This is a genomic window from Bacteroides sp. NSJ-48, assembly GCF_014287405.1.
GTDB lineage: Bacteria > Bacteroidota > Bacteroidia > Bacteroidales > Bacteroidaceae > Bacteroides > Bacteroides stercoris.
Genome location: NZ_JACOOD010000008.1, coordinates 128,395 through 141,357, shown reverse-complemented (window position 1 = coordinate 141,357; position 12,963 = coordinate 128,395). Strand labels below are relative to the sequence as shown.

General features: G+C 47.1%; 6 protein-coding genes and 1 pseudogene. 6 read left to right on the top strand and 1 reads right to left on the bottom strand.

Annotated features, from left to right (window positions below; all coding sequences use genetic code 11):
- From H8S52_RS19915 to H8S52_RS05965, 6 genes and pseudogenes are all read left to right on the top strand, one after another.
- Nucleotides 1–98: pseudogene (locus H8S52_RS19915) on the top strand (IS982 family transposase); the annotation flags it as partial.
- An 81-nt stretch (nucleotides 99–179) separates the two neighbouring features.
- Nucleotides 180–2,063, top strand: coding sequence for a DUF4960 domain-containing protein (locus H8S52_RS05985; protein WP_186909469.1), 1,884 nt, complete (start codon nucleotides 180–182; stop codon nucleotides 2,061–2,063).
- 478 nt (nucleotides 2,064–2,541) lie between these two features.
- Nucleotides 2,542–4,368 carry a DUF4980 domain-containing protein gene (locus tag H8S52_RS05980; RefSeq protein WP_255469980.1) on the top strand — a complete coding sequence of 609 codons (1,827 nt, stop codon included), beginning with the start codon at nucleotides 2,542–2,544 and terminating at the stop codon, nucleotides 4,366–4,368.
- A 13-nt stretch (nucleotides 4,369–4,381) separates the two neighbouring features.
- A complete protein-coding gene (locus tag H8S52_RS05975; protein ID WP_005657755.1) occupies nucleotides 4,382–5,545 on the top strand; it encodes an MFS transporter in 1,164 nt (387 codons plus the stop codon).
- A gap of 58 nt (nucleotides 5,546–5,603) precedes the next feature.
- Nucleotides 5,604–6,488, top strand: coding sequence for a carbohydrate kinase (locus tag H8S52_RS05970; RefSeq protein ID WP_016661457.1), 885 nt, complete (start codon nucleotides 5,604–5,606; stop codon nucleotides 6,486–6,488).
- Between the two features lie 48 nt (nucleotides 6,489–6,536).
- Nucleotides 6,537–9,275 carry a substrate-binding domain-containing protein gene (locus H8S52_RS05965; RefSeq protein WP_186909466.1) on the top strand — a complete coding sequence of 913 codons (2,739 nt, stop codon included), beginning with the start codon at nucleotides 6,537–6,539 and terminating at the stop codon, nucleotides 9,273–9,275.
- Between the two features lie 126 nt (nucleotides 9,276–9,401).
- Here H8S52_RS05965 and nifJ read toward each other — a convergent pair whose 3' ends face one another.
- A complete protein-coding gene (gene nifJ, locus H8S52_RS05960) occupies nucleotides 9,402–12,959 on the bottom strand; it encodes a pyruvate:ferredoxin (flavodoxin) oxidoreductase (RefSeq protein WP_060385286.1) in 3,558 nt (1,185 codons plus the stop codon).
- Nucleotides 12,960–12,963: the final 4 nt, after the last annotated feature.

Here is a 12,963-nt window from a genome sequence, read left to right as displayed (position 1 = left end):
CCAACTCCTTGTCGGCTATCGCGGCATACTGCTTTTTTGAAAAGAAGCCCGCCATTGACGTAAATTTTGTCAATGACGGACAACTTGCTATTTTTTGATTTTATTTCGAACTCACGTTATTTACGGTAGGATTATGGGTACTTGCTGCAAGTGCTTGTAATTCGGATGATACTTACACACTGTGTGGCGAATGTGCAGATCAGAAAATAATCAATGTTACTCAATACGGACTAGCTTCAGATGGAAGCACCGATTGTTCGGACTTGATTAACAAATTGATAAAAGACATGCCTGCCGAAGGAGGCGTATTATTCTTTCCGGAAGGCACCTACCGTTTGGACAGTCCAATACTGTTGACCCGTAATTTTGTTACGCTAAAAGGAGAAGAAAACGGAAATAGTGCTTCAATTCAGGATAAAAAGGCAAAGCTCCTGGTAAACAATATGGAATGTGCCATTCAATTTGCCCCAATAGCAGATGTGGATGGACATCGAAACCGTATCAGCGGAGTAGAAATTGAGAATTTGCTGATTACGGGTAAAGAGAACGAAAGGCAAGGGGTAGGCATACACGTGAAACATGATAATGACAGAATCCGTTTGACCAATCTGACGATTGAAAATTTTGAAACAGGCATTCAAACAAATGGGGCAGATGCCATGGTTATTACCAACTGCAGAGTCTCCAAAGTGAATAACGGACTTGTTATGTTAGGCGGAATACAGAATACTATATCCGATAGTTCTTTTTCTTCAGGTGAAAGCGGTACGTCCTGTAACCTATCTAATGAAACAAATTTGCTCTTTGCTCATAACCAACTGCTGCAGGGAGGAGATTGTGCACTGCAATTAAATGCTTGTAACCGAATTAACGTTACAGAAAACACATTGGAAAGTGCTTATGTTGGTGTAATGGAAGTAAACGGTTCTCATAACCAATTTTCAAAAAACTTATTTAAACTCGTGCTGAATGACAATGACCAGTTACGCGGTAAGGAGGCTGATTATGGTGCCATTCGTTTAAAAGGAGATGCAAATCATTTTGTGAGTAATCAGATTCAATGCGAATGGGCTTCCAGTATACAGAATCCTATTACCGTGGTAGTACCTGAAGGAAGAAATAATCGTTTTGCCGACTGTAGCATTGATAACCAAACAAGTGCGTGTGTGCTTTACGTAAGCGAAGATACAGAAGTGCTAAATTGCGTTGAAGATGAGACTAAAATCAATTATAAACAAGAAGAAAAAAATTACACCAAAGCTGCTTACATTGTAGTTGCTGAAGATGCAGATATGATTGAAGATGATGATGAAAAAGCGTCATATAATTGGTTTAAGAAAGAATTTGTTAACGGTGTGGTTCTGACTCCAGATGAAGTTACAACTACCGATTTGGCTCAGTTTGAAATTATCTGGTTGCATATTGACCGAGTCGGTTTAGCTGTGGGTTGGCAGCAGTTACCTGACGTAATTCTTTCTGAAAATGTAGTTTATGCTCTGAAATCTTATTATAATGCTGGTGGTAAACTGTTGCTGACCAATCATGCCACCCAGTATATTGTTCCATTGGGACGTACGGAGCGTAATCCGAATATATTTGGTAATGGAGAGGGGAGTTCAGGATCTGATATTTGGAGTATAAATGCTAACATAGGCATGGAACAAAATCATACGACTCATCCGGCTTTTGCAGGTATGCCTGCTTGCGACGCTTTCTCACATCCTACTTTCGCTTTGATAGGTCCTGGAATACGCGAAGATCACAATTGTATGTGGGACTTGAATGGATTCAATTATCCTGCTATCTATCCTGATGCAGGCAATCCTGTTGATGCTTTCCAACAGGAGAACCAGGCTACCGTATTGGCCACCTGGGGACACGTTACGGATTGGTGCTGCGCAGGTATGGTAGAATTTCATCCCACCGATGAATGCAAAGGTACTTGCATAGCTATAGGTTTAGCGGCTTATGAGTGGAATCAAAATGGAGGTGCAAACATGTATCAAGATCAAATAGAATTGTTAACTAAAAACACCATTACTTATTTGGCTGGAATAGAATAGTCTTTTTCATAAAGCCTCTATTCTGTTTCTTCAGTATTATAAGAGTTCGTGCTAGTTTAATTTTATTTTTTTAATTGTCAAGAATAAATTATGTAGTTTAAGTTGCAAGTAAGATTGACTTCTACTAATGTGGAAGAAATATTAAAATCAATGATATTTGAAGAGAAAACTGCTCACTGTATTTACAGGGGTTCTGCGAGTATTTGTATAGCCTCGACACAAGATGGAGACGAGAACACTTATTATGCATAGGTGTGACTTTGGTATACAAACTTGCCTCACTCAAAGAATGGAGTGTGCATAACGTCCTTAAGCCGAACCTTCAAGTGGAGCAATAATTTATACAAATAATCCGTGTCATGTTTCAATATTGGGAGATTTTGAAACAATTCTGATAGGCACTTGATACATGAGTGCCTATCTTTGCAACGTGCATAGGGTAAATAACTTAATTTTAATATCATAAAAATACAGTACTATGAATGTGAAGAAATTGATTAGTGTGGCTACTATAATGCTAACTGTTGGAATGATTCATGCCCAAGGTAGCAACGGACTGAAAATTCACTACCTTGGTGCCAATCACAGCTTGATTCAAGTAAAACAACCACAGAAATATCTTTTGTTGCCGGTGGAGGAAACGGCTCCGGAAGCAACTGTTAATGTATTGGTGAATAATAAGGTGGAAAAGTCTTTTCAAGTGCGTTTGGCAGTGAACAAGGTGGACTACATTGTGCCGTTCTTACTGGAACCGTATCGAGGTAAGGCTGTGGTTATGGACGTGCATACCGGTAACAGTCGCTCGAATGTGCGCGATGCTATGGACGATGCCTGCTGGAACGACCTGAAACTTTCCGATACGTTTGATGATGCCAACCGAGAAGTGTTCCGTCCGTTCTATCATCACACTCCTGTCTATGGTTGGATGAACGACCCCAACGGTATGTTTTATAAAGATGGAGAATATCATCTGTATTATCAGTATAATCCTTACGGCTCTATGTGGGGCAATATGAACTGGGGACATTCATCCAGCAAGGATTTGATAAGCTGGCAGCATCATCCGGTAGCCATACAACCCAACGGATTGGGCGCTGTGTTCAGCGGTAGCAGTGTGGTTGATAAGGATAATACGGCAGGTTTCGGAAAGGATGCCATCATTGCCATCTATACTTCAGCCGGTGCCAGTCAGATACAGAGCCTTGCATACAGTCTGGACAACGGAATGACTTTCCATGTTTATGAAAACAATCCTATCATTGCCGCCGATAAGGAGTGCCGCGACCCGAATATGTTCTGGCACGAAAAGAGCGGCAAATGGATTCTTGTTTTGGCGGCTGCACTGGAAAAGGAAATGTGGATATATTCCTCTCCCGATTTAAAGAACTGGACAAAGGAGAGCAGTTTCGGACATGGATATGGTGCGCAGGAGGGTGTATGGGAATGTCCGGACCTCATGGAATTGCCCGTGCGCGGAACAGACCGTACCAAATGGGTGCTGATTTGCAATATCAATCCCGGCGGTCCTTTCGGAGGCAGTGCGGCACAGTATTTTGTAGGCGATTTTGACGGGAAAACCTTTACTTGCGATACCAAGCCCGAAGTAGCCAAGTGGATGGATTACGGAAAAGACCATTATGCTGCCGTATCCTGGAGTAATACGCCCGAAAAGCGGCATACCGTGATTGCCTGGATGAGCAATTGGCAATATGCCAACAACGTGCCTACCAAACAGTTCCGTAGTGCCAACACATTGCCGCGCGACATTGAATTGTACGAAGGCAGTGACGGCGAACTTTATCTGGCCGCAACGCCTGCACCGGAAGTAAACGCATTGCGTACGGGCAAAGCATTGAAATACGGCGCTTTCTCCGCCGGAACAAAGAAGGTATCCCGGAAACTACCGGTCGAAAACAGCGGTATCTGTGAGATTAATCTCGAACTGGCTCCCCGCTCGGCCGATAAAGTATACATTACGTTGTCCAATGATAAGGATGAACAGACTGTAATGATTTACGACTTGAAGAACTCCACATTCAGCATGGACCGTACTGCAAGCGGACTTACGGATTTCAATAAGGACTTTCCTGCCATAACAGTAGCTCCGTGTCCGGCAGAAGCCAAGCAACGCCTGCGTCTGTTTATAGACCGTTGCAGCATCGAAGCTTTCGAGGGTGACGGACGTTTTGCCATGACAAACCTTGTATTTCCGCAGCATCCTTACACTACTATTTCCATTGCTGTAGATAAAGGGCGTTGCAAAGTCAACGACCTGACAGTAAATACTTTAAAAGTTAACAACTAAATTTCGATATCTTATGAACAATAATAGTAATTCGCTTGCAAAGCTGCTTCCCATGATGCTTTGCTTCTTCGCCATGGGGTTTGTAGACCTTGTAGGTATCGCTTCCAACTATGTGAAAGCTGATTTGAACCTGACCGATTCCCAGGCAAATATATTCCCCTCTCTTGTATTCTTCTGGTTCCTTATCTTCTCCGTGCCCACGGGTATGCTGATGAACCGCATCGGACGCAAGAAAACGGTGCTTCTCAGTTTGGCCGTGACTTTTGCATCCTTGTTGCTTCCAGTTTTTGGAGACGGATATGCGCTGATGCTGATTTCGTTTTCGCTATTGGGTATCGGCAATGCGCTGATGCAGACATCGCTCAATCCGCTGCTCTCCAATGTCGTCAGTGGCGAGCGGTTGGCAAGCTCGCTGACTTTCGGACAGTTTGTAAAGGCTATCGCTTCTTTCCTCGCTCCTTATATAGCCATGTGGGGGGCTACACAGGCTATCCCTTCGTTGGGGATGGGCTGGCGAGTGCTGTTTCCCATTTATATGGTGATAGCGGTTGTCGCTATCCTGTGGCTGGGCACTACATCTATTCATGAGGAAAAGGAAGAAGGGCGTCCTTCTACTTTCGGCGAATGTCTTGCTTTGTTGGGAAAGCCGTTCATACTGCTTTGTTTCTTGGGCATCATGTGCCATGTGGGTATCGATGTAGGTACAAATACCACTGCACCCAAGATATTGATGGAACGTTTGGGCATGTCGCTTGCCGATGCCGGATTCGCAACAAGTCTTTATTTTATTTTCCGTACGGCAGGTTGCTTCCTCGGAGCTTTTATTTTGCAGAAACTGTCTGCTCGAACTTTCTTCGGAATCAGTGTGTTATGTATGTTGGTGGCAATGGTAGGGCTGTTCGTTTTCCATGAGATGACAATGATATATGTGTGTATCGCTCTGATTGGTTTCGGCAATTCGAATATCTTCCCGATTATTTTCTCGCAGGCGTTGCTGGCAATGCCGCAGAAGAAGAACGAGGTTAGCGGACTGATGATTATGGGTTTGTTTGGCGGTACGATATTCCCGCTTGCTATGGGTGTGGCAAGTGATGCTATCGGTCAAAGCGGTGCGGTAGCTGTGATGACGGTGGGGGTACTGTATTTGTTTTTCTATATGATGAAAATCAAACGCTGACCTTTTTCCGTTCTTTGTAGTAACGATGATAATATGTAAAACTATAAAATTAATTACCATGAATCAGATTGTAGTAGGAATGGGTGAGGCGCTTTGGGATTGCCTGCCCGAAGGAAAGAAAATCGGCGGTGCTCCGGCAAACTTTGCCTATCATGTATCACAATTCGGTTTTGACAGCCGTGTAGTCAGTGCAGTAGGTATTGATGCCGACGGTGATGAAATACTGGATGTTTTTGCGCAGAAAGGCTTGCGTACACAGATTGAGCGTGTACCTTATCCTACAGGTACGGTGCAGGTGACGCTCGATGCGGTGGGGGTGCCTTGTTATGAAATAAAGGAAGGGGTTGCATGGGACAATATACCTTTTACGGACGAGTTGAAACGTTTGGCCCTGAACACGCGCGCCGTATGTTTCGGCTCTTTGGCGCAGCGCAATGAGGCCAGCCGCATTACGATAAACCGTTTTCTCGATACCATGCCCGATGGTGCGGAACAGTTGAAGATATTCGATATCAACCTGCGTCAGGGATTTTATACCAAAGAGATTCTTTGTGACTCCATGCGCCGTTGCAACGTGTTAAAAATAAATGATGAAGAACTGGTGACAATCAGCCGTATATTCGGCTATCCGGGTATAGACTTGCAGGATAAGTGCTGGATTCTTCTTGCCAAATACAATTTGAAAATGCTTATTCTTACTTGCGGCACGAACGGCAGCTATGTGTTTACTCCGGGAGTTGTATCTTTCCAGGAAACTCCGAGAGTGCCCGTTGCCGATACGGTAGGTGCAGGCGATTCGTTTACCGCCGCCTTTACTTCGGCTATTCTTAGCGGCAAACCGGTGCAGGAGGCTCATAAGCTGGCAGTGGAAGTTTCCGCTTATGTATGTACGCAGAGCGGGGCGATGCCGGAATTACCGCAAATATTGAAAGACAGAATATAATTTTTCTTATCTTTGCTCATCTGCAATCACTTAAACCAGCGAAAGAAGATGAGACGATATATTTACCTGTTACTGTTTGTTCTGTCGGTATGCAGCGGCATGGTGACTTCCTGTTCCCGGCGTGAAGTACGTTTCCGTATCGGAGTGTCGCAATGCAGCGATGACGAGTGGCGTCACCAGATGAATAACGAGATGTTGCGTGAAGCTCTTTTCTACGATGGCGTAGAAGTGGAGATACGTACAGTGAAAGATGATAATGCCAGGCAGGCGGAGGATATCCGGCACTTTATAGAGGCGGGAGTGGATTTATTGATAGTCGCTCCCAATGAAGCCGAACCCATAACCCCGGTTGTAGAAGAAGCCTACGACCGGGGTATTCCCGTTATTGTGGTAGACCGCAGAATCCTTTCCGAAAAATACACCGCTTATGTCGGTGCGGACAATTACGAAATAGGCAAGGCGATAGGCAGGTATGTGTCCAATATGCTTCATGGGAAAGGTACGGTGGTGGAAATTGCGGGACTGGCGGGTTCTACTCCTGCCATAGACCGCCATGAAGGATTTATGAGCGTCATATCCGCTTGCCCGGACATCCGTCTGCTGGCAAAGGAAGACGGGGCTTGGCTGCGTTCGCGGGCGGAAGAGAGAATGGATACTTTGCTCGCCCGCTTTCCGGAAATTGATGTGGTCTATGCTCAAAACGACCGTATGGCTGCCGGCGCCTATGCAGCCGCCATGCGCCGGAAAAGGGAGAAGGGAATGCGCTTTGTCGGCACAGACGCCATTCCCGGCGAAGGCTATGGGGTGGAGCAAGTGCTTTCGGGCGAATTGGATGCGACATTTATCTATCCCACAGGCGGAGACCGTGTGATGCAGATTGCGATGGATATTCTGAATAAACGGGACTTTCCCCGTGAAACGATTCTGAGCACTTCGGTAGTGGACCGTGATAATGCGCCCATCATGAAGATGCAGACTGCCCACATCAGTTCACTCGATGAGAAGATTGAAACCCTGAACGGAAAAATCAGCCGATACCTGGCACGCTATGCCACGCAGCAGGTTGTTCTGTACGGCAGTCTGCTGGTACTTCTGCTGGTTGTGGGATTGTTGGTTGCCGTTTATCTTTCCTTGCGTACAAAGAACCGGCTGAACCGTGAACTTTCCCGCCGGAAAGAGCAATTGGAGCAGCAACGCGACCAACTGGAACAGCAGAAAAACCAGTTGGAACAACTGTCGCGCGAGCTGGAGGCTGCCACGCATGCCAAGCTGGTGTTCTTTACCAACGTTTCCCATGACTTCCGTACACCGTTGACCCTGATTGCCGACCCTGTGGAGCAACTTCTTGCCGATCGTTCTATCAGCGGACAGTCACATCAACTGCTGGAGCTGATGAAGAAGAATGTGCATATACTTCTGCGCCTCGTCAATCAGATTCTCGATTTCCGCAAGGTCGAGAACGGACGCATGGAACTGCATCTTGAACCGTTCGACTTGCTGGAGAGCTTCAAAGGGTGGAATGATTCGTTTCGTATGGCTCTGCTTAAGAAGCATATCGCTTTCAGCTTTGAACCGGCTTCCGGAGTAGACTATCGAATGCTGGCGGATGCCGGGAAAATGGAACGTATCTACTTCAATCTTCTTTCCAATGCGGTGAAGTACACGCAGGAGAATGGAAAGATTGTGGTACGCCTCGAAGCGGAAGACAACCATTTCCGTTTGTCGGTATTCAATTCGGGCAGCTATATTTCTACCACTGATGTAGAGGTCATTTTTGAACGCTTCTATCAGGTAGACGGACATCAGGCCGGTACAGGTATCGGTCTTGCCCTGGTGCGTGCTTTTGTGGAAATGCATGGCGGCAATATCATGGCGCACAGCAATGAGAAAGGAACTACTTTCACCGTTACTCTTCCGAAGCGGGATATATCGCAGTATCATCCTGCCGTACCGGCATTGGCTGCCGATGAGAAAGAGATTTCGTCTACGTTGGTGGATGCGGAAATCCAATCAGGGGATGAGGTTCTGGAAGAAGATTGTCCGATTGTGCTTGTCATTGATGATAATGCCGATATTCGCCATTATGTGAAGTCTTTGCTTGTTAAGGAATTCCGTGTGCTGGATGCGGCGGATGGGGCAACAGGCATTCGTCTTGCCATGAAATACGTGCCTGATGTGATTGTTTCCGATGTCATGATGCCTGGCATGGACGGGATAGAGTGCTGCCGTCGTCTGAAAGGGGAATTGCAGACTTGCCATATTCCGGTTATCCTGCTTACTGCCTGCTCGCTCGACGAACAGCGTATTCAAGGCTATGACGGTGGAGCGGATTCTTACATATCCAAGCCTTTCAATTCGCAACTGCTGCTTTCGCGCATCAGAAATCTTATAGCCAACCACAAACAGCTGAAACAGTTTTTCGGTGATAACCAGTCGATAGAGAAAGAATCTGTCAGCGAACTTGACAAGGACTTCGTTACCCGCTTCAAGACTCTGGTGGGGGAGAAGATGAAAGATCCGGAACTGAATGTTGAGGATTTGGGCCGTGATATGGGGATGAGCCGTGTACAGCTTTACCGTAAACTGAAGTCGCTCACAAACTATTCCCCCAATGAACTGCTGCGCCGGATGCGCCTGAAGAAAGCCGCTTCCTTGCTTGCCGCCTCCGATATGAATGTGGCCGAGATTGCCTATGAGGTAGGTTTCTCGTCACCGTCTTATTTCACGAAATGCTATAAGGAGCAGTTCGGTGAGAGCCCCACGGATTTTCTGAAACGGAAAGGATAAAACATCCTTAGCTTATCCGGATAATAAACCAATCACAATATATTCATTCTTTCCTTTATAAACGAATAGAGACTGCATCCGGCTTGCGGAGCAGTCTCTATTTTAGTATTATTTCAATTCTTGAAATTATTCGGCAACTTCAGCGCCCCAGTTTTCTTTGGACAGACGCTTGTAGCTGTTGTAACGCCATTTAGCGTTTTCTTCGGCAGCCTTGAACAGCTCTTCGGCTTCCTGCGGATATTGTTTCATTACGGATGCGTAACGAACCTCACCCTTCAAGAAGTCCTGGAAGCCCGACCAATCCGGTTCTTTGCTATCCAGCGTGAACGGATTCTTACCTTCAGCTTCCAGAGCCGGGTTGTAACGCCACAAGTGCCAGTAACCGCACTTAACGGCTTTCTCTTCTTCTGCCTGGCTCTTACCCATACCAGCCTTCAAACCGTGGTTGATACACGGAGCGTAAGCGATGATGAGTGACGGACCGGGATATGCCTCTGCTTCGCGGATAGCCTTCAAAGTCTGAGCCTGGTCGGCACCCATAGCGATTTGAGCAACATATACATAACCGTAAGTAGTAGCCATCAGACCGAGGTCTTTCTTGCGTACACGCTTACCGGCAGCAGCAAACTTGGCGATAGCGCCTACCGGAGTAGCCTTGGAAGACTGACCGCCTGTGTTGGAGTAAACCTCAGTATCCAGGACGAGGATGTTTACGTCCTTACCGCTGGCGATTACGTGGTCGAGACCGCCGTAGCCGATGTCGTAAGAAGCACCGTCACCACCGATGATCCACTGGCTGCGTTTAACCAGGTATTGAGACAGACCGGCGATGGTCTTGCAGCAATCGCATTTGTCCTTGGCAGCTTCTACCATAGGAATGATCTTTTCAGCCAGTTCCTTAGTCTTGTCTGCATCGTACATGTTTTCAATCCAAGCCTGGAATACTTCCTTGTATTCAGCCGGAGTACCTTCCGCTGCAATAGCTTCTTCCATAGTCTTCACGATACGTGCGCGCATCTTTTCGTTAGCGAGCTCCATACCCAGACCGAATTCGCAGAAGTCCTCGAACAGTGAGTTAGCCCAAGCAGGACCATGACCCTTTTCGTTCTTTGTATAAGGAGTAGAAGGAACGGAACCTGAATAGATAGAAGAACATCCGGTAGCGTTGGCAACCATTTCGCGGTCACCGAACAACTGGGAAATCAGTTTCACATACGGAGTCTCACCGCAACCGGAGCAAGCGCCTGAGAACTCGAACAGCGGAGTTGCAAACTGAGAGTTCTTCACGTTAGCCTTGATGTCAACCAAGTGTTGTTTGCTCTTCACGTTTTCCACGCAGTAAGTCCAGTTGGCAGCTTCTGCCAGTTGGCTTTCAAGATGCTTCATGGTAAGAGCCTTGCCACCCTTCTTCGGGTTGCCCGGACAGATGTCGGCACAGTTACCGCAACCCAGACAGTCGAGAACGTCTACCTGCATACGGAATGTCATGCCTTCGAATGCCTTACCTACTGCTTTCAGTTGAGCGAACTCAGCACCCTTCTGCTCTTCAGCGTCGAGTACGAACGGACGGATAGAAGCGTGAGGACAAACGTAAGCACACTTGTTACACTGGATACAGTTTTCAGGATTCCATTCGGGAACGAAAGCTGCCACACCGCGTTTTTCGTACTTAGCCGTACCTTGTTCCCAAGTACCGTCTTCGATACCCTTGAATGCAGATACTTTCAGCAAGTCACCGTCCTGTGCATTGATAGGACGAACCACTTCGTTGATGAATGCGGGGTCGTTGTTTTCTGCTTTGGCATCATCAGGCAGGTTAGCCCATGCCGGGTCAATAGCCAGAGTCTTGTATTCGCCGCCACGGTCTACGGCTGCGTAGTTCTTGTTTACTACGTCTTCACCCTTCTTGCCGTAAGACTTGACGATGAATTTCTTCATCTGCTCAACAGCCTGCTCTACAGGAATTACACCTGTGATACGGAAGAATGCAGACTGGAGAATGGTGTTGGTACGGTTGCCCAAACCGATTTCCTGTGCAATCTGAGTTGCGTTGATGTAGTAAACGGAGATATTGTTCTGTGCAAAGTATTTCTTTACTCTGTTAGGCAGGTTCTTAGCCAGCTCTTCACCTTCCCAGATGGTGTTCAGCAAGAATGAACCGTTCTTGCGCAGACCGCGGGTTACGTCGTACATGTGCAGGTAAGCCTGAACGTGGCAAGCCACAAAGTTCGGAGTGTTTACCAAGTATGTAGAACGGATCGGAGTGTCACCGAAGCGCAGGTGAGAGCAAGTGAAACCACCTGATTTCTTGGAGTCGTAAGAGAAGTAAGCCTGGCAGTGCTTGTCGGTGTTGTCACCGATAATCTTAACCGAGTTCTTGTTGGCGCCTACTGTACCGTCGGCTCCCAAACCGTAGAACTTAGCCTCGAACATGCCTTCGCCGCCCAATGCGATTTCTTCTTCCTGAGGAAGAGAAGTGAAAGTAACGTCGTCCACAATACCGATAGTGAAGTGGTTCTTCGGCATCGGCATAGCCAGGTTCTTGTAAACTGCGATGATTTGTGCAGGAGTGGTATCCTTGGAACCCAGACCGTAACGGCCGCCTACGATAACCGGAGCGTTTTCCGTGCCGTAGAAGCAGTCTTTTACATCGAGGTACAACGGTTCGCCGTTAGCACCCGGTTCCTTCGTACGGTCGAGTACGGCAATCTTCTTGGCAGTTTTGGGAACGGCAGCCAGGAAGTGCTTGGCAGAGAACGGACGATACAAGTGAACGGCAACCAAACCAACCTTTTCGCCGTTGGCAACGAGGTAGTCGATGGCTTCACGGGCAGCTTCCGTTACAGAACCCATAGCGATGATTACGCGTTCTGCATCTTCTGCACCGTAGTAATCGAACAAACCGTACTTGCGGCCTGTGATTTTGGAAATCTCGTTCATGTATTCCTCTACGATAGCGGGAACAGCTTCGTAGTAGTTGTTGCAGGATTCGCGGTGTTGGAAGAAGTGGTCGGGGTTTTCGGCCATACCGCGGGCAACCGGGTTCATCGGGTTCAGTGCACGTGCACGGAATTCAGCCAATGCTTCCTGGTCGATAAGCGGAGCGAGGTCTTCGTTCTCCAGCATTTCAATCTTCTGGATTTCGTGAGAAGTACGGAAACCGTCGAAGAAGTTAACGAACGGTACGCGGCTTTTGATAGTAGAAAGGTGAGCGACACCCGCCAGGTCCATAACTTCCTGTACAGAACCTTCGGCCAACATGGCGAAACCAGTCTGACGTGCAGACATTACGTCCTGGTGGTCACCGAAGATACACAGCGCATGGCTTGCCAAAGTACGTGCGGATACGTGGAACACGCAAGGCAGGAATTCACCGGCAATCTTGTACATGTTCGGTATCATCAGCAACAGACCTTGTGAAGCGGTGTACGTTGTAGTCAGCGCACCGGCTTGCAAAGAACCGTGAACGGCGCCGGCAGCACCGCCTTCGGATTGCATTTCCTGTACCAATACTGTTTCGCCGAAGATGTTTTTACGACCTGCGGCAGCCCATTCGTCTACGTATTCAGCCATCGTAGAAGAGGGTGTGATAGGATAGATGGCAGCTACTTCCGAGAACATATACGAGATATGTGCAGCAGCCTGGTTACCATCACAAGTAATGAATTTCTTCTGTTTAGTCATAACT

Bases quoted from the DNA above. Each gene is read 5' to 3' on its own strand.
- H8S52_RS05980 (WP_255469980.1), top strand. From the start codon at position 2,542: ATGAATGTGAAGAAATTGATTAGTGTGGCTACTATAATGCTAACTGTT.
- nifJ (WP_060385286.1), bottom strand. From the start codon at position 12,959: ATGACTAAACAGAAGAAATTCATTACTTGTGATGGTAACCAGGCTGCT.
- H8S52_RS05970 (WP_016661457.1), top strand. From the start codon at position 5,604: ATGAATCAGATTGTAGTAGGAATGGGTGAGGCGCTTTGGGATTGCCTG.
- H8S52_RS05975 (WP_005657755.1), top strand. From the start codon at position 4,382: ATGAACAATAATAGTAATTCGCTTGCAAAGCTGCTTCCCATGATGCTT.
- H8S52_RS05965 (WP_186909466.1), top strand. From the start codon at position 6,537: ATGAGACGATATATTTACCTGTTACTGTTTGTTCTGTCGGTATGCAGC.